General features: G+C 74.8%; 22 protein-coding genes. 12 read left to right on the top strand and 10 right to left on the bottom strand.

Annotated features, from left to right (window positions below; translation table 11 throughout):
• The coding region (locus tag BMY88_RS20730) for an integrase core domain-containing protein (protein WP_139220543.1) at positions 1–353 on the top strand (353 nt) is incomplete at its 5' end.
• 213 nt (positions 354–566) lie between these two features.
• On the opposite strand, the gene BMY88_RS23970 is transcribed toward BMY88_RS20730, so the two are convergent.
• Both BMY88_RS23970 and BMY88_RS23560 read right to left on the bottom strand, forming a co-directional pair.
• Positions 567–737 (bottom strand): hypothetical protein, encoded by a 171-nt coding sequence (locus tag BMY88_RS23970; protein ID WP_170861217.1) that lies wholly within the window; start codon positions 735–737, stop codon positions 567–569.
• Positions 738–916: 179 nt separating this feature from the next.
• Complete coding sequence (locus tag BMY88_RS23560; protein WP_139220542.1) at positions 917–1,141, bottom strand: hypothetical protein; 225 nt, start codon at positions 1,139–1,141, stop codon at positions 917–919.
• A 467-nt stretch (positions 1,142–1,608) separates the two neighbouring features.
• Between BMY88_RS23560 and BMY88_RS20720 the strand changes: the two genes are divergently transcribed.
• The gene (locus BMY88_RS20720) at positions 1,609–1,875 is read left to right on the top strand and encodes an SHOCT domain-containing protein (protein ID WP_091948334.1); all 267 of its coding nucleotides are present in this window, start codon (positions 1,609–1,611) and stop codon (positions 1,873–1,875) included.
• Between the two features lie 138 nt (positions 1,876–2,013).
• Here BMY88_RS20720 and BMY88_RS20715 read toward each other — a convergent pair whose 3' ends face one another.
• The gene (locus BMY88_RS20715; RefSeq protein WP_091948331.1) at positions 2,014–4,461 is read right to left on the bottom strand and encodes a heavy metal translocating P-type ATPase; all 2,448 of its coding nucleotides are present in this window, start codon (positions 4,459–4,461) and stop codon (positions 2,014–2,016) included.
• Between the two features lie 191 nt (positions 4,462–4,652).
• Here BMY88_RS20715 and BMY88_RS20710 point away from each other — a divergent pair, with 191 nt between their 5' ends.
• Together BMY88_RS20710 and BMY88_RS20705 are read left to right on the top strand one after the other, a co-directional pair.
• Complete coding sequence (locus BMY88_RS20710) at positions 4,653–5,033, top strand: hypothetical protein (protein WP_091948329.1); 381 nt, start codon at positions 4,653–4,655, stop codon at positions 5,031–5,033.
• Positions 5,034–6,338: 1,305 nt separating this feature from the next.
• Entirely contained in the window at positions 6,339–6,821 is a 483-nt protein-coding gene (locus tag BMY88_RS20705; protein WP_091948325.1) for a DUF2505 domain-containing protein, read from the top strand.
• A gap of 66 nt (positions 6,822–6,887) precedes the next feature.
• Here the strand turns inward: BMY88_RS20705 and BMY88_RS24200 are convergent, their stop codons facing one another.
• On the bottom strand, positions 6,888–7,529 hold the full coding sequence (locus BMY88_RS24200) for an LppU/SCO3897 family protein (RefSeq protein ID WP_139220541.1): 642 nt from the start codon (positions 7,527–7,529) through the stop codon (positions 6,888–6,890).
• A gap of 170 nt (positions 7,530–7,699) precedes the next feature.
• On the opposite strand from BMY88_RS24200, the gene BMY88_RS20695 reads away from it, so the two are divergent.
• Complete coding sequence (locus BMY88_RS20695; RefSeq protein WP_091948322.1) at positions 7,700–8,929, top strand: serine/threonine-protein kinase; 1,230 nt, start codon at positions 7,700–7,702, stop codon at positions 8,927–8,929.
• A 46-nt stretch (positions 8,930–8,975) separates the two neighbouring features.
• On the opposite strand, the gene BMY88_RS20690 is transcribed toward BMY88_RS20695, so the two are convergent.
• Entirely contained in the window at positions 8,976–10,013 is a 1,038-nt protein-coding gene (locus tag BMY88_RS20690; protein WP_091948319.1) for an ion channel, read from the bottom strand.
• 112 nt (positions 10,014–10,125) lie between these two features.
• Here BMY88_RS20690 and BMY88_RS20685 point away from each other — a divergent pair, with 112 nt between their 5' ends.
• The gene (locus BMY88_RS20685; RefSeq protein ID WP_091948316.1) at positions 10,126–11,307 is read left to right on the top strand and encodes an acyl-CoA dehydrogenase family protein; all 1,182 of its coding nucleotides are present in this window, start codon (positions 10,126–10,128) and stop codon (positions 11,305–11,307) included.
• Between the two features lie 181 nt (positions 11,308–11,488).
• Here the strand turns inward: BMY88_RS20685 and BMY88_RS20680 are convergent, their stop codons facing one another.
• Positions 11,489–11,776: a hypothetical protein gene (locus BMY88_RS20680; RefSeq protein WP_211435756.1), complete on the bottom strand. Its 288-nt coding sequence runs from the start codon at positions 11,774–11,776 to the stop codon at positions 11,489–11,491.
• A gap of 112 nt (positions 11,777–11,888) precedes the next feature.
• On the opposite strand from BMY88_RS20680, the gene BMY88_RS20675 reads away from it, so the two are divergent.
• Genes BMY88_RS20675 through BMY88_RS20660 form a run of 4 tightly spaced genes read left to right on the top strand, consistent with a single transcriptional unit; the run spans position 11,889 to position 14,627 of the window.
• Positions 11,889–12,965, top strand: coding sequence for a sigma-70 family RNA polymerase sigma factor (locus BMY88_RS20675; protein ID WP_091948365.1), 1,077 nt, complete (start codon positions 11,889–11,891; stop codon positions 12,963–12,965).
• On the top strand, positions 12,962–13,864 hold the full coding sequence (locus tag BMY88_RS20670) for an STAS domain-containing protein (RefSeq protein ID WP_091948313.1): 903 nt from the start codon (positions 12,962–12,964) through the stop codon (positions 13,862–13,864). Before BMY88_RS20675 ends, BMY88_RS20670 begins: the two co-directional genes overlap by 4 nt.
• Positions 13,861–14,259, top strand: a complete 399-nt coding sequence (locus BMY88_RS20665; protein WP_244524822.1) for an STAS domain-containing protein — start codon at positions 13,861–13,863, stop codon at positions 14,257–14,259. Before BMY88_RS20670 ends, BMY88_RS20665 begins: the two co-directional genes overlap by 4 nt.
• The gene (locus tag BMY88_RS20660) at positions 14,256–14,627 is read left to right on the top strand and encodes a phosphatase RsbU N-terminal domain-containing protein (protein ID WP_091948310.1); all 372 of its coding nucleotides are present in this window, start codon (positions 14,256–14,258) and stop codon (positions 14,625–14,627) included. Before BMY88_RS20665 ends, BMY88_RS20660 begins: the two co-directional genes overlap by 4 nt.
• A 43-nt stretch (positions 14,628–14,670) precedes the next feature.
• On the opposite strand, the gene BMY88_RS24745 is transcribed toward BMY88_RS20660, so the two are convergent.
• From BMY88_RS24745 to BMY88_RS20645, 3 genes are all read right to left on the bottom strand, one after another.
• Entirely contained in the window at positions 14,671–15,126 is a 456-nt protein-coding gene (locus BMY88_RS24745) for a hypothetical protein (protein WP_091948307.1), read from the bottom strand.
• Between the two features lie 171 nt (positions 15,127–15,297).
• The gene (locus tag BMY88_RS20650) at positions 15,298–15,915 is read right to left on the bottom strand and encodes a class I SAM-dependent methyltransferase (protein ID WP_091948304.1); all 618 of its coding nucleotides are present in this window, start codon (positions 15,913–15,915) and stop codon (positions 15,298–15,300) included.
• Positions 15,912–16,874, bottom strand: a complete 963-nt coding sequence (locus tag BMY88_RS20645) for an NAD(P)/FAD-dependent oxidoreductase (protein ID WP_091948300.1) — start codon at positions 16,872–16,874, stop codon at positions 15,912–15,914. The genes BMY88_RS20650 and BMY88_RS20645 overlap by 4 nt, the downstream gene beginning before the upstream one ends.
• Before the next feature lie 66 nt (positions 16,875–16,940).
• Between BMY88_RS20645 and BMY88_RS20640 the strand changes: the two genes are divergently transcribed.
• Both BMY88_RS20640 and BMY88_RS20635 read left to right on the top strand, forming a co-directional pair.
• Complete coding sequence (locus tag BMY88_RS20640; protein WP_091948296.1) at positions 16,941–17,519, top strand: helix-turn-helix domain-containing protein; 579 nt, start codon at positions 16,941–16,943, stop codon at positions 17,517–17,519.
• A gap of 29 nt (positions 17,520–17,548) precedes the next feature.
• Positions 17,549–18,154 carry an NUDIX hydrolase gene (locus tag BMY88_RS20635; protein ID WP_091948291.1) on the top strand — a complete coding sequence of 202 codons (606 nt, stop codon included), beginning with the start codon at positions 17,549–17,551 and terminating at the stop codon, positions 18,152–18,154.
• 100 nt (positions 18,155–18,254) lie between these two features.
• Here the strand turns inward: BMY88_RS20635 and BMY88_RS20630 are convergent, their stop codons facing one another.
• Positions 18,255–19,400 carry a thiolase family protein gene (locus BMY88_RS20630; protein WP_091948288.1) on the bottom strand — a complete coding sequence of 382 codons (1,146 nt, stop codon included), beginning with the start codon at positions 19,398–19,400 and terminating at the stop codon, positions 18,255–18,257.
• Positions 19,401–19,420 lie beyond the last annotated feature (20 nt).

Genomic DNA, 19,420 nt, shown 5'->3' with positions numbered 1-19,420 from the left:
CGGTCGACGAATGGGTGGCGTTCTACAACACCCAGCGGCCGCACCAGTCCCTGGACATGCAGACCCCGGCCGACCGCTTCACCGCCGGCGGCGCAGCACCGGTGACCGTGCCCGCGCCGGATCGGACCGGGGATGACTGGGTGTCTCGGCGGGTGGCCAGCAACGGAGTGGTCTGCGTGGCGTGGCAGCAGGTCAGCGTGGGCAGACACCACGCCGGCGCCCGCTGCGACGTGCACGTCACCGACCGGCTCCTGCAGTTCTGGATCGGCAACGACCTGACCAAGACCGTGGCCCGAGCCGGCCGAGGAGAGATCCGCAAGAAGCGGGCATCGATCCACCGAGCGACGTCCTGAGCGTCAAGGATCAACCGACGTAGCTCCGTCAAGCATCAGCCGAAGCTGGACAGCCCCACACCGCCTGACCTGCACGGATGCCGGTCACCGACAGGCGGCACCGGCGGGCCGGCAGCAGGACCTGGTCCGCGGTCGTCCCGGGCCGGGACGGCGGCTTCCGCCACCAGGCGGAGAGCACCACGGTGATCGCCGCACCTGTCCAGCTGGCTGGTCCTACCGGCCGCTGAGCGCGGTGGGCGCCAGCACCACGCGCACCGGTGGCTGCTCGCTCCACCACGAGCAGCCACTGAAGCAGTCCAGCTCCACCGGCCGGTCCCCGATCCAGCCCACGGCGGCGGTAGCCCCACAGTCCGGGCAGTTCGTCCAGGTGATCCGCTCGCTCATCGCCATTTCCCCCGACGGACTCGACATCGACATCAGGTTCCACCACGTTCGCGGGACACGCCAGACGCCGCCACCTTCGGCGCGCCGCTCCCGCCGCAGCGATGGCGCCGAGGCGCGCAGTTCTCCGACCGCGCTCCGTCGCACCGGTCGCGCGCCGGGCAGTCCTACCGCGCCGCCGCTCAACCCGACCGGTTGGCGCGCACCTTGGCGTCGACGGTGGCCTTCCACCGGTACCAGGTGCGGCCCGAGGCGCCGACGACCTCGGTCGGCCCGGTCACGTCGAGCGTGGTCCAGTCGGGCACCTGCCAGTGCCGGGCGGCCTGCTCCCGCAGGTCTCCGCGCAGCCCGAACACCGCCCTGGCCTCATCGAGGACGGGCAGCGACACCCTGGCTGCGAACTGCACGCCGCACAGGGTGGCGGACCAGTTGGTGCCGGTACATCGCCCGACCGGGCGAGTCACGCACCCCGCCGGCCACGGCCCGCATGCGACAGAGCTCCCTCGTCGCCCTCACGGGTGACGAGGGAGCCTTTCGTCGTGTCTCGGCCGGCGCATCCCTCCTGTTGGCACGGCGCCGAACGGTGCAGAGGACTCATGGTCCGACGGCTCCCGTCGGCACCGCCGCCGCGCGCCGCGGCTGCGAGCTGTCCGCAGGAGGCGCCGGACGGCCGTGGACATCGCTGCGGCGGGCACGCGGTCCAGGGCTGGGGCCCGCCCGGACGGGACCTTCGGCAAGGGCGGACGGGCCCGCGGTCCCTGACCTCGGAGTGAGCCACGGTGCACCGTCGTAGCAGGTGCGCTCGCAGCGAGGAAGCCGGTCGCCCGGACCTCGGCACGCGGCCCACCGCGACCGACCGAGGGGACGGCGGACGATGATGTTCTGGTACGACCACGACCCCGGTGCATGGGGATGGGTCGGCATGACGGTCGGGATGCTCCTGTTCTGGGGGCTGCTGATCTCCGCCGTCGTCCTGCTGGTCCGCGCGATCGGTCCCGGCGGCCCGACGACGCCCACTCCGCCGACCTCGGACCCCGAGCGGCTGCTCGCCGAGCGTTTCGCACGGGGCGAGATCGACGAGCCGGAGTTCCAGGACCGCCTGGCCACCCTGCGCGGGACCACCCGTCCTGGGGGACGGTGACGACAGGGGGTCGGTCGTCGCCGTCCCGAGCCCGGCGCAGCACGACCAGAGGTCGACCTGTCCGAACTCCTTCGCCCGCGGGAGCGTCACCGCCGGAAGCTCAGGGGTGTTCCGGCCGGGCGAGAGGCTCGAGCCGTGTCAGCGTGAGACCGGCTCCGGCTCGGGGGCCGTGACCGTCTCGGCCGTGGGCGCTCCCGGAGCGTCGGGGAGCCGCAGCCGCTTGAGCAGCAGCGCGTTGACCGCGACCAGGAAGCTGGAACCCGACATCGACAGCGCGGCGATCTCGGGCCGCAGCACGAGCCCGAACGCCGGCTCGAACACGCCGGCGGCGATCGGCAGGGCGATCGCGTTGTAGCCGACGGCCCAGCCGAGGTTCTGCCGCATCTTGCGCAGCGTGCCGCGTCCGATGGCCAGCGCGGTGGGGACGTCGAGCGGATCGGAGCGCATCAGGACGACGTCGGCGGTCTCGATGGCGACGTCCGTGCCGGCGCCGATGGCGATCCCGAGATCGGCCTGGGCCAGCGCGGGCGCGTCGTTCACGCCGTCGCCGACCATGGCGACGCGCTTGCCGGCGCGCTGCAACTCGGTGATCCTGGCCGCCTTGTCACCGGGCAGGACCTCGGCGAGAACCGCGTCGATGCCCAGTTGGCCGGCGATGCGCCGCGCGGTGGCCTCGTTGTCGCCGCTGAGCATGACCACCTGTACGCCCGCCTCGTGCAGGGCTGCCACCGCCGCAGCCGAGGTCTCGCGGGCCGCGTCGGCCAGGGCGATCACGCCGACGGCGCGACCGTCGACCGCGGCCAGGACGGCGGTGCGGCCGCTGCCGGCCAGCTCGTCCCGGCGCGCACCCAGAGGCCCGAGGTCGACGCCCTCGTCTGCCATCAGCCTGGCGTTGCCGACCAGCACCCGGTGGCCGTCGACGTGCGCGGACGCGCCGTGACCGGGCACGGTGCGGAATCCCGTGGCGGTCAGCGCCGGCACGCCGAGCGTGTCGGCGTGCCGCGCGACGGCGGCGGCCAGCGGGTGCTCGGACTCCCGCTCCACGGCCGCGACCAGGGCCAGGACGTCGTCCGCGGACATCCGGTCGACGACGACGTCGGTGACCTCCGGCTCGCCCTTCGTCAGGGTGCCGGTCTTGTCCATCACCACGGTGTCGATCCGGGCCGACGTCTCCAGGGCTGTGGCGTTCTTGAACAGCACGCCCCGCTGTGCGCCGAGCCCGGTGCCGACCATGATCGCCGTCGGGGTGGCCAGGCCGAGCGCGTCCGGGCAGGTCACCACGACCACGGTGATCGCGAACAGCATCGCGGTCGCGAAGGTGGCGCCGGACAGGAACCAGACGGCGAAGGTCAGGCCGCCGCCGAGGAGGGCCACGAACACCAGCCAGAACGCGGCCCGGTCGGCCAGCCGCTGGCCGGGCGCCTTGGAGTTCTGCGCCTCCTGCACCAGCTGCACGATCTGGGCCAGTGCCGTGTCGGCGCCCACCTTCGTGGCGCGCACCCGCAGCGTGCCGGTGGTGTTGACCGAGCCGCCGATGACCTCGTCGCCGGGCGCCTTGTGCACCGGGAGGCTCTCCCCGGTCACCATCGACTCGTCGATCTCGGAGTCGCCGTCCTCGACGGTTCCGTCGACGGGGATCTTGGCCCCGGGACGGACCAGCAGCAGGTCCCCGACGAGCACCTCGGCGGTGGGTACCTCGACCGGCTGCCCGTCTCGGATCACCACCGCGCGCGGCGGGGCGAGCTCCAGCAGCGTGCGGATGGCGTCGTTGGCGCCGCCACGGGCGCGCATCTCGAACCAGTGGCCGAGCAGCACGAACGCGGTGAGCACGGTGGCGGCCTCGTAGAACACCTCGCCGCCGCCGGTGAGCGTGATGACGAGGCTGTAGCTCCACCCGGCGCCGACCGCGACGGCGACCAGCACCATCATGTCCAGCGTGCGGGCGCGCAGTGCCCGCCAGGCGCCGTCGACGAAGATCCAGGCGCTGTAGAAGATCACCGGCAGCGACAGGAACAGCGAGAAGACGTCGTCCCGCAGGCCGAACGGTGCCTCCGCCTCGAAGCCGAGGACCTCGCGGCCGATCGGCGACCACAGCAGGATCGGGATCGACAACAGGGCCGCGACCAGGAACCGGTTGCGCATGTCGCGGGCCATGTCGTCCATCGACATCCCGGCGTGGTGCCCGCCGTGCCCCATGGCGTCCTGCGGGGTCGTCCCGGCGTGATCACCGTGCTCGGACGCGTCATCGCCGAGGTCCTGTGGCGCAGGCTCGGCGCCCCCGTCCGGCCGGTGGCCGGCGTGGTGCCCGACCGGGGCGTGGGACAGCGGCTCGGCCTCGGGGTCGCACACGTGCTGCGGAACCGACTGCCCGGCGCAGTGGTACCCGCACTCGCGGATCCACCCCGTGAGATCGGCGACCGAGGTCCGCGTGGGGTCGTAGGTGACCGTCGCAGTCTGGCCGACGGCGTTCGCCTCGACCTCCAGCACGCCGGGGCGGCGGCCGAGCACCCGCTCGACCACGGCCTTCTCCGACGCCCAGTTCACGCCGGCGACCTCCAGCACGGCGGTCGTCCTCTGCGTTGCCATAGCGCTCTCCTCCCCCGACCTCTCGCCGGGCCGTCGTTCCGGTTCGTCGTCGTGCCATACCCCCCGGTGGTACTGCTCACCGGTATACCCCCACCGGGTACCGCGCGCAAGAGGCGCATGCGCTCGGAACCGGCGGGTCGGCCCACCCGCTCCGGTCCGTCCTCGTCGGTACCGGCGGGGAGGATGCGGGCATGACTGCGTTCTTCCTGCCCCGCGCCGCCGACGACGAGCAGGCCGAGCGGCTGTACGAGGCCCTGGCGGAGTTCGCCGGCTGCGAACCCGCGCCGCGGGGGCAGCGGGTCCGGGCCATCGAGTTCGTCCAGGACGGCGCCCGGTGGACGGCGGCGGTCGGCGAGCAACTGCGCGGGGAGCGGACCACGCAGCAGCTGCGGCGGGGCGAGGTCCTGGAGCGCACCGAGGTGCTGACCTCGGGCACGCGGGTCCTGGCGGTCTACCCGGGGACGCCGTTCGTGGTCGTCACCGACGCCCAGCCGATCACCGGTGCCGCCTCCGAGTGGGCGAACCCCTTCACCGCCGCGCCGGACCGCGTCACCCTCTTCGACCGCGGCTGACCGCCGGGCCCCGGCCGCGGGCGGAACTGAGGGTGACGACGTCCGTGCGCTCGCGCGCGGCGCGCACGGCCCGCGCCACCCGTCGCCCCGACGGCGCCCGCACGACGCCTCCCGGCCACCTGCGGCCGCGACCATGCGGCCCTCACCGCGACGCAGGGGGACGCCATGGGGACGACCGGCGACCGCGCCGCACCCGTTCTGGGCGGCGTCGCGCTGGCCCTGGGCGTCGCCGCGACCCTGGCCGCGGTGGGCAGCGCGGAGGCACCCGCGCTGGTCGCCGACCCCGTTCCGATCACCGCGGCCGTCAGCAGCGCGGCGGACAGCGACCCCGTGGGCGGCCCGGCGTCCGGCTCACCGCTGCGCGCGGGCCCCCTGGAGGTGCCCACCATCGGCGTCCTGCCGGGGATCGACCTGCCCCTCCCCGCGCAGGTGTCACTGCGCGCGCTCTCCACGCCCGTGCCGGTCCCGCTCCCGAGTCCCGGCCCGTCCGGCGGCGAGGACCCCGGGCCGGCGGTCGTGCCGCCCACACCCGAGCCGCCGGCGCCCCCTCCGCCGGCCGCACCCGATCCGCCGGCCGCACCCGATCCCCCGCCGCCACCCGAGCCCCCGGCGCCGACCCCGCCGGCGCCCCCTCCCCCGGCCGAGCCGACGCCACCGCCACCGGCACCGGCACCGGCACCGGCACCGGCACCGGCCGATCCCGCGCCGCGGGCCACAGCCGGGGAACCACCGGCCGCAGCTCCGTCAGCCACCGACGTGCCCCCACCCACCGAGGCACCCCCACCCACCGAGGCCACACCACCCACCGAGGCGGCCCCACCACCGACCGAGGCCCGCCCACCCACCGAGGCCCCACCACCCACCGAGGCACCACCACCCACCGAGGCCCCACCGCCGGTGGAGGAACCGCCACCCGCCCAGCCCCCCTGCGACGAGCCCGCCCCACCGGACGGCGGCGTGGGCGGCGAGCCTGAGGTTCCCCCCGTCGAGCCGCCCGCACCGAGCGCACCACCGACGGACCCCGCCCCCGAGCCCGCCGTTCCCGCGCCGCCGCCCGCTCCCGCGACCCCCACCGCCGTGACGGAGTTGACTCCCTGCGCCGCGCCGGACCCCGCCGCACCAGACCCCGCCGCACCAGACCCCGCCGCACCGGACCCCGCCGCACCGGACACAACCGCCCCCGCCGACGGGACCACCCCGGCCGCCGAGGTTCCGTAGCCGGCGCCGGCCGGCCGACGGTCACACCGGCGGAGCACCCACCGCGGTCCACCGGGCACCGGCCCGGTCCTCCGCCGAGGATGAGGTGTGCCCATCGACGTCGTCACCGACCACCCCGCGCCGCCCGACCGGGTGCACGCCGTCCTCACCGACGAGTCCTTCCTGCGCGAGACCACCGCGGCGCTGGGGGCGCAACTCCAGGAAGTGGCGGCCGACGCGACGCTGACCCGGGTCCGGATGCTCGCGCCCACGGCCGGCATCCCCGCGGTGTTCGCCCGCTTCGTCGGCCGCGAGGTCGCCGTGAGCGACACCCGCACGTGGCGGCGGGACGGCGACGGCTGGTCGTGCGACGTCGAGGTGCGCGCCGAGATCTTCGGCCGGCCGGTCGAGGTCCTGGGCGAGCGGCGGCTCACGCCCGGCGGCGAGGGCACGCACTCGCGACTCACCGCCGAGGCGCGGGTCAACGCCCCCCTGGTCGGCCGCCAGGCGGAGCGGGCAGTGCGCGACCTGATCGGGACCGTGCTGCGCCGGGAGGTCACGCTGCTCGACGTCCGCCTCGCCGGCGGGTGACCGCCCCGGGACGACGACGGGCCCGGTCGGCGCAGCGCCGACCGGGCCCGGGCAGTCAGCCGGGGATCAGCCGATGGGAACGGTGCAGTAGATCGTGCCGTCGTCCCCGATGGTATTGGGCACCCAGATCTGCCCGACGGTCTCGGGGAACTCCGAGCACGTCGAGTTGTCGGAGTAGAACTCGCTCTCCGTCAGCTCCTCGTCGTGCACCCCGATGATGCGGGCCTGGGCGTCCGAGTCGTCGCAGTCGACCTCCTCGAACTCGTTCGCCCCCTCCTGGTGGAGGCAGTCGTCCACGTCGAACTGCGGGGTGGTGAGGAACCAGTACAGGCCCCCCAGCGCGAGCACCGCCACGACGGCCGCGACGACCGGGATCAGCCACTTGGGCCGGCCGGACTTCTGCGGGGCCCACGGCTGACCCGGCGCGCCGCCCTGCGGCGGGTACGGCTGGCCCTGCGGCGGGTACGGCTGCCCCTGTTGCGGGTACGGCTGCCCCTGCGGCGGGTACGGCTGACCCTGCGGCGGGTACGGCTGCCCCTGCTGCGGCTGCCCCTGGCCGAACCCGCCGGGCGGCGGCGGGGTCGCCCCACCCGGCGGGGGCGGGGGCGGCGGCGAGTAGCCGCCCGGGGAGCCGGCGGGCGGCTGGCCCCAGCCAGGAGCACCGCCCCCGGACGGATCGTGGGGGCCGTGGGAACCCGGCGTGGTCATTCGGTACCTCCGATCGGTGCGGCGCGCCACGTCGGTCGGCGGCGCGTCGGGGCGCCCGGTCATCGATCGGCCGGGCGCCACCGCAGGGAGCATCGCAGTCCCACCGCGCGCCGGGCGCACCGCCGCTCCGTTCCGGGCCCGCGCGTGTCCGCCCGGCGTACTGTCCGCCCATGACGGCCGACGCCGGAGCCGAGAGCCGCCTGCTCGGTGGCCGCTACGCACTGACCGAGGTGATCGGGCGCGGTGGCATGGGCGTGGTGTGGCTGGGCACCGACCGGCTGCTGGACCGGCCCGTCGCCGTCAAGGAGATCACCTATCCGGTCCACGTGACCGAGCACGAGCGCGAGATCCTGCGCGAACGCACCCTCCGCGAGGCCCGGAACGCGGCGAGCCTGGACCACCCGCAGGTGACCTCGGTCTTCGACGTCGTCGAGGAAGACGGCCGGCCCTGGCTGGTGATGGAGCACATCCCCTCGCGCAGCCTGCAGGAGCTCGTCGAGGAGCAGGGGCCGCTGCCGTGGCACGCCGTCGCGAGGATCGGCCTGGACGTCCTGTCCGGTCTGGTGGCCGCCCACCGCGCCGGGATCGTGCACCGCGACGTCAAGCCGGGCAACGTCCTGGTCGACACCGCTGGGCGGGCGTACCTCACCGACTTCGGCATCGCGACGGGTACCGGCGACTCGTCCCTCACCACCGCCGGGACGATGATCGGCTCGCCGTCCTACATGTCCCCCGAGCGCGCCCACGGCGCGCCCATCGGTCCACCGACGGACATGTGGTCGCTGGGCGCGACGCTGTACACGGCCGTGGAGGGCCGGCCCGCGTTCGCCCGGGACGAGCCGATGGCCACCCTGATGGCCGTGGTGTCCGAGCACCCACCGCCGATGCTGCATGCCGGCCCGCTCGAACCCGTGCTCCGCGGCCTGCTCACCAAGGACCCCGCCCAGCGGACGACGCCGGAGCAGGCCCGGTCGCAGCTGCAGGCGGTCCTGACCGGCCAGGCGGCGGCGTCGGTCTGGCCCCCGCCGGTGCCGCAGAGCGCCGGCCCGCCCCCGCCACCGCCTCCGCACGCGGCCGCCGCCGCCCGCGGGGACCGGATCGAGCGGATCAGCGCCGAGGACCTCAAGGCCCTCGCCGTGGGCTCGGCCGCCGCCCTGGGCTCGGTCGCCCGGGACCAGGCCCGTCACCTGGCCGAGAAGCGTCGCGAGCGGCGCGCCGACCGCGCCCGGTCCCCCGCGCCGTCCGGGCCCCCCGCTCCGGCGCCGGTCCGGCGGGGCCGCGGCGGTCGTCCGCGGCGGCGGTTCAAGCGGCGGTGGATCGTCGTCCCCACGGTGGTGGTGGCGCTCGTGGCGCTCGCCGTCGTCGCGGGCCTGGTCGCCCTCGTCGTCACGCTGGCCTGACCGGGCGGCGCCGCGCGGGACGCCGATCCCGCCGGCGGCCGGGAACTCAGGCCTCGGCGAAGATCCGTTCGGCCCCCAGCCGCTCGCGGGCGACGTAGTAGAGGGTGGTGCCCGCAGGCACCGGCCGGTCCCAGGGCGGGCTGACCACGAGCTCGCCGTCCGGTCCACGGACGGCCAGCAGCGTCGCGCCGAACCGGCGCCCGAGGCGGGTCTGCACGTCGCCGGCGGTCGCCTCCCCGGTTCCCCGGGGCACCAGCGCCGAGTAGGTGTTGCCGTGACCGCCGCTGGTCATCAGGTCGTTGTAGACCTGGGTCAGCCCGGGGTCGGCCGCCTCCTCCGACAGCAGGAACGGCATCTGCCACTGCACCACCTGCACGTCCGGGTTGACGTAGCGCAGCGTCTCCCGCCGGTCCAGGTCGCGCACCGCGGCGACCAGGTGGATGCCCGGGTTGCTGTGGTCGACCGCCACGGCGATGGCCAGCGTCTCGTTGTCGTCCCGGCCGTCGACGACGGCGGTGCGGGCCCGGGCCACGCAGGCCCGGACCATCACGTCGGCGTGGGTCAGGTCGCCGCGGACGAAGTCGACGTCGGGCAGGTGTGGCAGCGGGTCCTCCACCACGTCGTCCCACGCGCACAGGACGACGCGCGTCCCACCCTCCGCGGTCAGCTCGGCCACGATCCGGTCGGTCCGCCCCGGCGTGTACCCGAGCAGGACGACGTGCCCCTCTACGTCCAGCGTGACCACTCCCCTCGTCCGGCGGCCCCGCGCCGTCTGCAGTGCCGTGCTGAGCATGGTGAACAGCAGGGTCAGCGTGACGATGCCGCCGACGATGACGTACGTGCCGACCACCCGGCCCGCCGCCGAGACCGGGAAGAAGTCCCCGTAGCCGACGGTCGCCGAGGTCACGACGAAGTACCACCAGTAGGTGCCGGGGTCGGCGATCCCGCTCCCGGCCGGCTCCACCAGCGCCATGGCGGCCCAGCTGGTGCCGAAGACGATCACGGTGACCGCGAGCGGCAGCCGCCAGCTGCGCAGGCGCAGGCGCAGCACCCGGGCGAGGCGGGCGAACAGCAGGAACGGCACCGGCCCTCCCCGGTCGTCGACAGGTCGGGCCAGTATCCGGGTGGTCGGGCGCGCGGGCGACCGACCGGCGCTCGGCCGAGCGGCCCCGTCCCGGCGGTCGTAGCGTCCAGGCGTGACCAGCCCCGACCTCTACGCGGTGGACGAGCTCCTCGAGCCGGCGGAGATCGAGATCCGCGACCGGGTCCGGGAGTTCGCCGAGCGCGAGGTGACCCCGCTCGTCAACGACTACTGGGAGCGGGCGGAGTTCCCGTTCCCGATCGTGCCGAAGCTGGCCGCGCTGGGCATCGCCGGCGGCACGATCTCCGGGTACGGCTGCCCCGGCATGAGCGCGGTGTCGGCCGGCCTGGTCGCCGCCGAGCTGGCCCGCGCCGACGGCAGCATCGGCACCTTCAACGGGGTGCACAGCTTCCTGGCCATGCAGTCGATCGCGCTGCTCGGCTCGGAGGAGCAGCGACAGCGCTGGCTGCCGGCGATGGCCCGGATGGAGACCATCGGCGCCTTCGGGCTGACCGAGCCCCGGCACGGCTCGGACGCCGTCGGTCTCGAGACCTCCGCCCGCCGCGACGGCGACGCCTGGGTGCTCGACGGGCAGAAGAAGTGGATCGGCAACGGGTCCATCGCCGACCTCGTCCTCATCTGGGCCCGCGACGGGGACGGCGACGTCGGCGGGTACGTCGTCGAGAAGGGGACGCCGGGCTTCGAGGCGACGGTCATGACCGGCAAGACGGCGCTGCGCGCGGTGTGGCAGGCCGAGATCACCCTCGCCGGCGTTCGGGTGCCCGCCGAGAACAAGCTCGCGGGCTGCCGCTCGTTCGCCGACGTCTCCCGGGTCCTGGACCGCACGCGGTACACGGTGGCCTGGCGGGCCCTGGGTCTGGCCACCGCCTCCTACGAGCTGGCGCTGGCCCACGCGCTGCAGCGCGAGCAGTTCGGCCGGCCGATCGCCGGCTTCCAGCTGGTGCAGGACAAGCTGGCCCGCATGCTCGCCGAGATCACCTCGATGCAGCTGATGTGCTGGCGGCTGTCCAAGCTGGCCGACGCCGACCGGATGACCCCCGCGATGGCGTCCCTGGCGAAGATGAACCACGCGGCGAAGGCACGGGCGATCGTGGCCGACGCCCGCGACATCCTCGGCGGCGACGGCATCCTGCTCGACCACCACGTGGCCCGTCACCACGCGGACATGGAGGCGGTGTTCACCTTCGAGGGCACCGACTCGGTGCAGGCGCTCATCGTCGGCCGGGAGATCACCGGGCTGTCGGCGATCAGCGGCCGGCGCGACGACCGCCGCTGACCCGGCACCTCCCCGCTCCCTGCCGGGGGCGCGGAACGCTCCTGCCGCCTCGCGAAGCCGCCTGGGCGACCGTCCAGCCGCGTCACGGCCCGGCCGGACGGTCGGGGGCGCGGCTCAGCCTTTCCCCGCTACGTCCCCGACCCGCGGTGAGGACGAGGAACCGACCGCACCGGTGGGCCGGTCAGACGGCGCGCAGCAGCGGCGCGCCGCGGGAGCCGGAGCCGCCCGCCGACGCGTGCGTGCGGGCGGTCAGCCGGACGCACTCCGGGCACGCCGTGCGGCCGGTGCCCATGCGCTCCCACCGCTGCGAGCCCCAGACCTGCACGATCGCCCCGCACACGGCCAGGTCGACGACGCCGTCCAGGTCGCGCGGCGGGCGGTCGGCCGACACCGCGTGCCAGGGGGTCTGCTCCGACGTCCCGTTCCACGACCAGCGGTCGGGGCGGGCGAACCCTACGGCGTAGTCCACACGAGAGTGGTGCCCGTCTCACCCACCCGGCAAACACGGAACCGGACCGGAGGGCAACGGAACCGCGGCGTCCGTCCCGCCGCGACGTCCGTCCGGGGCTACCGTGCCGACGATGGGCGCAACGGACTTCATCGGCGCGCGGGAGGATCCCTCCGCGCCCGACGTCGCCGCGCTCATCCCGATGGTGCGACGGGTGATCGGCGCCCGGGTCGCCGATCCGACCACCGCCGAGGACCTCGTGCAGGAGACCCTGGTCCGGGTCCTGACCGCGGCTCCCCGGGTGGAACCCGGGATGCTCGAGCCCTACGCCATCGTCACGGCCCGCAACGTCGTCACCTCCCTGTGGCGGCAGCAGGACCGCGACCGGCGCAACCAGCACCGCGTCGTGGACCTCAGCCCGCCGGACGCCCCCGACGACGACATGCTCGCCCGCGAGGAGCAGGAGGCCGTGGCCGCGGCGCTGGCGCGGCTGACCGACCGCGAGCGCGACACGCTCGTCGCGCACGAGGTCTCGGGCCAGGACACCCGTTCCCTGGCCGAGGAGCTCGGGTCCACGGCCGGGGCGGTCGCGGCGCAGCTGAACCGCACCCGCGCCCGCCTGCGCGTCGAGTACCTGCTGGTGCGCGAGAACGTGGAGCCACCGACCGACCGCTGCCGCCCGGTCCTGCTCGCGCTGTCGGGCGGGGACCGGCGCCGGCAGCGCGAGGTCGATGCGGGACGGCACCTGCTGGAGTGCGAGGTGTGCGCGCGCCTGAGCCCGCCGTTGATGGAGCGCACCCAGTCGCGGGACGACGAGCTGCGGATCCCCATCGCCGTCGACGCCGACGTCGTCGCGGCCCGGCAGGCCGCCCGCGAGCTGGCCTCCCGGCTCGGCTTCGCCCGGACGGAGCTGACGCTGATCGCCACGGCCGTGTCCGAGGTGACGCGCAACATCGTGCGCTTCGCCGGGGCGGGCGAGGTGGTCGTCGAGCTGCTCGACCAGCCGCGGGCCGGCGTCCGGATCACCGCCCGCGACACCGGTCCGGGGATCCCCGACGTCCAGGCCGCCCTGGCCGACGGCTACAGCACGTACAACGGTCTCGGCCTGGGACTTCCCGGCGCCCGGCGGTTGATGGACGAGTTCGCGGTCGTGTCCGAGAGCGGCCGCGGCACCACGGTGACGATGACGAAATGGTGTGATGCGCGATGACCGAGCGTCCCGACACGACCCCGCCCCCGCCGCCGCTCCCCCGCTCTCCCGTCAACGAGGAGGAGCTCCTCCCGCAGCTGGTCTCCCACCTGCGCGAGCACCGCACCAAGCTGCGGCAGGAGTGGGCGGCGCGGATCCAGGGCGCCGGCCTGCTGCACGCCATGACGCCGCAGGAGATGGCGGCGGAGACGACGTCGGTCTACGACAACTACGTCGAGGTGCTCGAGACCGGGAGCGTGGAGGCGCTGCAGCGCTACGCCCGGGACCTGTCCGAGCGGATCATCCCCCGCGGGGTGGAGACGCACGAGGTCGTCGGGATCGTGCTGCTGCTGCGCGACGTGCTCGCCCGGTCGCTGTTCGAGAAGTACCAGCGCGACTTCGCGTTGCTCAACCGGGTGCTGGACGCCTACGAGCCCGCCGCCAACCGGATCGCCAACACCGTCGCGGTGTCCTTCGTCGACGAGCGCGAGCGCGTGATCCGGCAGCAGCAGGACTCGATCCGGGAGCTGAGCACGCCGGTGCTCCCCGTCCGCGAGCGGCTGCTGATCCTCCCGATGATCGGTGTGCTCGACAGCGAGCGGGCGCGCCAACTGACCGAGCAGCTGCTCACCGGCATCCGCACCCACCGGGCGAAGGTCGTCGTCATCGACATCACCGGCGTCCCCGCGGTGGACGAGACGGTGGCCAACCACCTCGTGCGCACGGTCGACGCCTCGCGTCTCATGGGCGCGAGCGTGATCATCACCGGGCTGTCCCCGGACATCGCGCAGACGCTGGTGACGATCGGCGTCGACCTCAGCAAGATGGACACCATCGGCGACCTGCAGGGTGGCCTCGAGGAAGCCGAGCGGCTGCTCGGCTTCTCGGTCACCCGGGGGGACGGGACCGGGACGATGTGACCGGACCCAAGCTCGTCTCGATCCTGCGGCAGGGCGACTGGCTGATCGCCTCCATCCACACCGCCCTCGACGACTCCCAGATGCTGCTGTTCCGCAACGACCTCGTCGAGCAGATCGGCCGGCACCGGTCCCGCGGCGTGGTGATCGACGTGGCCGCGCTGGACGTCCTCGACTCCTTCGGCGCGAACACGCTGCGCACGATCGCGGAGATGGCGCGGCTCCGGGGTGCCGAGACCGTCATCGTCGGGATCCAGCCCGACGTGGCCTTCGCGATGGTCTCCCTGGGGATGGACACCGGGGACGTGCCGACCGCGCTCGACCTCGAGGAGGGCCTGGCGTATCTCGGCCGGCCGACCGGCGCCCGGTCGAGGGGCCGACGGGACGCCGCGGGATGACCGGGGCGGACGCCCTCACCCGGGACTACCGGGTCGCGTTCCTGAGCTACCTGCCGCAGCGCGGGGAGGCGGGCCTGCACCGCGGCTACGAACTGGGCCGGGCCGCCGTGGACGGCGGTGTGAGCATCCTCGACCTGGCCCGGGTGCACCACGAGGTGCTGCTGGAGGCGCTGCGGGAGACCCCGCCGGAGGAGGTGGCGGAGGTGGCGACCGCCGCCTCGGAGTTCTTCCTGGAGGTCCTGGCGACCTTCGACATGACCCAGCGGTCGTTCCTGCCGGGCCGGGGGGCCGGGAGCGACCCGACCCCGGACGCGCCGGACCCCCGGCCGGCGAGCGGGATCAGGGCTCACCGACCGAGGGCCGGCTGACGCGGCCGGCGCCGGCGGGATCACCGCCGGCCGGCGGGGCACGTCAGGGGAGGATGGTGATGTCCGAGGTCGGGAGCGCGCTGCCCTCGCACGGCACCGCGTCGTCGGCCACGAGGCCGGCGAGGACCGCGACGTTCACGTCGCACACGTTGGCGACGACGCCGATGGGCGCCTGGATGTCGATGTCGGACACGTTGACGTTCACGAGCCCTTCCTGGGTGCCGGGACCGCCGGGCGCGCGCGTGATCTCGGCGTCGGCGTCGGGGGTGGCCTCCGCGTCGCAGTTGGCGGCGTCGTCGACCAGGTCCTGCACCAGCACGGCGACGTTGACGTCGCAGATGTTGGCGGCGATCCCGATCGGGATCTGGACGACGAGGTCGGAGACGTTGACGTTGACCAGTCCCGACTGGTTCGGCGGCGCGGCGGCGGCCGGGGCGGCCAGCGCGACGGTCGCGCCGGCGGCGAGGGCGGTGGCAGCGGTGAGGGTTCGGATGCGCATTGTCGTCTCCTTGGTGCCAAGTGAATCCTTGTGCGGTCCCTGCGTTCGGGCTCCCCTTGAAGACGACGAGGTGTCGACGCGATGACGCGCCCCGAACACGTCGGGACGTGCTGGATCGCCGGAACATCGGGTGTGTGACCCGCGTCATGCGCCGCCCCCGGCGGCGTCCGGTCAGCGGCGGCGCGCCCGCAGGACGGCGTCGGCCATGGGCACGTCCTCACCCTCGTGCGCGCGGCCCAGCCGCGGTCGCGCCTGCGCCACGAGCACGTCGAACTCCCCCGCCGGCAGGGCGGCGGCGAGCTCCTCGGCCGTGGCGAACAGGTCGGGGTCCCCGCCGTGGCGCACCGTGTGCAGGTCGCTCGGGTCGTGCTGGGCGATCAGCAGCGTGCCGCCCGGCGCCACCCCGGCCGCCAGCCGCCGCACGACGTCCTCCCGCTGGGACGCCGCGGCGTGCAGGAACGCCGACGTCACCAGGTCGAAGGCACGCTCCGGGGGCACCCACGAGGTGACGTCACCGTGCTGCCACGTCGTCCGCTCCGCGACCCCGGACGCCTCCGCCGCGGCGGCCGCCCGGTCCAGCGCGGTGCGCGACAGGTCGACGCCGGTCACCCGCCACCCCCGGGCGGCCAGCCACACCGCGTCCCCGCCCGTGCCGCAGCCGACGTCCAGTGCCGTGCCCGGCGGCAGGTCGGCGGTCTCGGCGACCAGGACGTCGTTGGGCCGACCGCTCCACTCCGACTGCCCCGAGGCGTAGCGCTCCTCCCACCACTGCTCGTCGTAGACGGTCACGCCGCACCGACCGCGGTCCGGGCGGCGACGGCCGCGCGGGTCTCCTCCAGGACGAGGTCCATGTTGATCTGACCGGCGGCGGCCAGGCCCTGGGCCGCGGCCACGACCACCTGGGCGCGCACGTCGCCGGCGTTGCCGGCCACCCACACCCCCGGCACCGCGGTGGCGCCGTCGGTACCGACCGGGAGCACGCTGCCGAAGACGACGCCGTTCATCCCCACCTCCGCAGGCTCCAGCCCCAGGCCGGCGAGCGCCTCCCCCGGCGCGCGCACCCGGCTCTGGGCGACCAGCGCCCGCCGCGGGACGACGGCCCCGCCGGCCAGCCGCACCCCGGTCAGCCGGCCGCCCTCGGTCTCCAGCCCCACGACCTCCCCCGTCACCACCTCGATGCCGCGGGCGGCGAACTGCTCGGCCTCCTCGGCGGTCGGCTCCGGGCCGGTGTGCTGGAAGAAGGTCAGATCCGCCGTCCACTGCCGCCACAGCAGAGCGTGGTGCACCCCCATGGCGCTGGTCGCCAGGACGCCGACGGCCTCGTCGCGCACCTCCCAGCCGTGGCAGTACGGGCAGTGCAGGACGTCGGTGCCCCACAGCTCCGCCAGCCCCGGCACCTCGGGCAGCTCGTCGCGCGCCCCGCCGGCCATCAGCAGCCGGCGGGCCCGGACCGTGCCGCCGTCGGCCAGCGCCACCTCGAACCCGCCGTCGACCCGGCGGGCCGCCGTCACCCGGCCGTCGCGGACCTCGGCGCCGTAACCGGCGACCTCGGCGCGCGCGAGGGCGATCAGCTCGGCCGGCGGCGTGCCGTCGCGGGTCAGGAAGTTGTGCACCCCGGCCGCGGGCGCGTTGCGCGGCTCACCCGCGTCCACCACCAGCACGCTGCGCCGGGCCCGCGCCAGGGCCAGCGCACCGGAGAGCCCCGCCGCTCCCCCACCGATCACCAGGACGTCCACTCGTTCGCTCATGTCCGGAAGGGTGCGCTGCTGCCGCAGACTTGACAAACATCGTTGCCGGAACGGCAAACTGGTGGCATGACCGACGACGACGTCCTGGCGGCCGTGGGGCCCCGGCTGCGCGAGTTGCGGTCGAAGAGCGGCGTCACCCTCACCCGGCTGGCCGAGACCACCGGGATCTCGGTGAGCACCCTCTCCCGCCTGGAGTCGGGGCAGCGCCGGCCGACGCTCGAACTGCTGCTGCCGCTGGCCCGTGCCCACGAGGTGCCGATCGACGAGCTGATCGGCGTGCGGTCGACGCCCGACCCCCGGGTCGTCGCCCGCCCCTTCGAACGCGGTGGGCACGTCTTCCAGCCGCTGACCCGCCGGCCGGGCGGCGTCCAGGCCTACAAGCAGGTCATCCCGCCGCACTGGCCGCCGGGCGAGCCCGAGCAGAAGACGCACGAGGGCCACGAGTGGCTCTACGTGCTGTCCGGCCGGGTCCGGCTCGTGCTCGGCGAGCACGACCTCGAGCTCAAGCCGGGCGAGGTGGCCGAGTTCGACACCCGCACCCCGCACTGGGTGGGCAACCCCGGCGACGCGCCGGCCGAGATCCTCAACCTGTACGGCCCGCAGGGCGAGCGGCTGCACGTCCGCGCCCGCCCGGCGCGGGGCTGAGGACGTACGGTCCGTCCGGAGGTGCACCCATGAGCGCGACCATCGACCGGGACGGCGTCGCCGCCCGGGTCTCGGCCTTTCCCCGCCGCGCGGCGGACCGGCCCGACCTCAAGCACGCCGCCGTCGCCGTCTGCGTGATCTGCCACGACGGCGTCCCGGCGCTGCTCATCACCCGCCGGGCGGCGCGGATGCGCAACCACGCCGGCCAGTGGGCGCTGCCCGGTGGGCGGCTGGACGCCGGCGAGACGCCCGCCCAGGGCGCGCTGCGCGAACTCGAGGAGGAGGTCGGGCTGACGCTGCCGCCGGACGCCGTCCTCGGGCTGCTCGACGACTACGTGACCCGGTCGGGCTACGTGATGACCCCCGTCGTCTGCTGGGCCGGCGAGGTCGGCGAGCTCACCCCGCAGGAGTCCGAGGTCGCCCGCATCCACCGGGTGCCGGTCGCCGACCTCGACGTGGAGCCGCTGCTGGTGCGCATCCCCGAGTCCGAGCAGCCGGTCATCCGGCTGCCGCTGCTGGGCGGGTTCGTGCACGCGCCGACCGCGGCCGTCGTCTACCAGTTCTGCCAGGTCGCCTGCCGGGGCCTGGACACGCGGGTCGACCACCTGGAGCAGCCGGTCTTCGCCTGGCGCTGACGCCCGCCGGGCACCCGCCCCCCGAGGCATAGGAAGCGATCCCCACGTCCCGGGCCCGGAAAGGCGGGGATCGCTTCCTGTGCCGCGAACAGCGGCGGTGTCAGAGGAGCTCGAAGATGGTGGCGTTGGCCTGGCCGCCGCCCTCGCACATGGTCTGCAGGCCGTAGCGGATGCCGTTGTCGCGCATGTGGTGCAGCAGGGTCGTGGCGATCCGGGCGCCGGAGCCGCCGAGCGGGTGCCCCAGCGCGATCGCGCCGCCGAGCGGGTTGAGCGCCTTGGCGTCGGCGCCGACGTCGGCGAGCCAGGCCAGGGGCACCGGGGCGAACGCCTCGTTGACCTCGAAGGCGCCGATCTCGTCCAGCGAGAGCCCGGACCGCTTCAGCGCCTTCTCCGTCGCCGGGATCGGGGCGGTCAGCATCATCACCGGGTCGGCCCCGGCCAGGACGGCGGTGTGCACCCGGGCGAGCGGCGTCAGGCCCAGCTCGCGGGCCTTCTCGCCGGTCATCATCAGCAGCGCCGCGGACCCGTCGGAGATCTGCGACGAGTTGCCCGCGGTGATCACGCCGCCCTCGGGCTTGAAGACGGTCTTCAGGCCGCCCAGCACCTCGGTCGTCGTCCCCGGGCGGATGCCCTCGTCCTCGCTCACCACCGTGCCGTCGGGCAGGGTCACCGGCGCGATCTGCGCGGCGAACCGGCCGTCGGCACGGGCGGCCGCCGCCTTCTCGTGCGAGGCCACGGAGAACTCGTCGCACTGCCCGCGGGTGATGCCCCACTTCTCCGCGATCATCTCGGCGCCCACGCCCTGGTTGGGAAAGGTGCCGTAGCGCGCCATGAACGCCTCGCCGAACGGGTCCCGGTCCATCAGCGAGGTGCCCATCGGCACCCGGCTCATCGACTCCACCCCGCCGGCGACGACGACGTCGTACTGCCCGGCGACGAGCCCGGCGGCGGCGAAGTGGATCGACTGCTGGGAGGACCCGCACTGGCGGTCGATCGTCACGCCGGTGACCGTCTCCGGCCAGCCCGCGGCGAGCGCCGCGGTCCGCCCGATGTCGAACGTCTGCTCGCCCACCTGGCCCACACAGCCCCAGATGACGTCCTCGACGAGCGCGGGGTCGACGCCGGCGCGCTCCACCAGCGAGCGGAGCACGTGCGCCGACAGGTCGGCCGGGTGCACCCCCGACAGCCCACCCTTGCGCCTGCCGACCGGAGCCCGGACGGCCTCGACGATCACTGCGTCCCGCATGCTGGTTCTCCTCTTCGAGA

Origin of the sequence: Trujillonella endophytica, assembly GCF_900110555.1 — a bacterium.
Classification (GTDB): Bacteria; Actinomycetota; Actinomycetes; order Mycobacteriales; family Geodermatophilaceae; genus Trujillonella; species Trujillonella endophytica.
The sequence above is the reverse complement of the archived record's forward strand: the minus strand, read 5'-3'. Positions and strand labels throughout refer to the sequence as shown.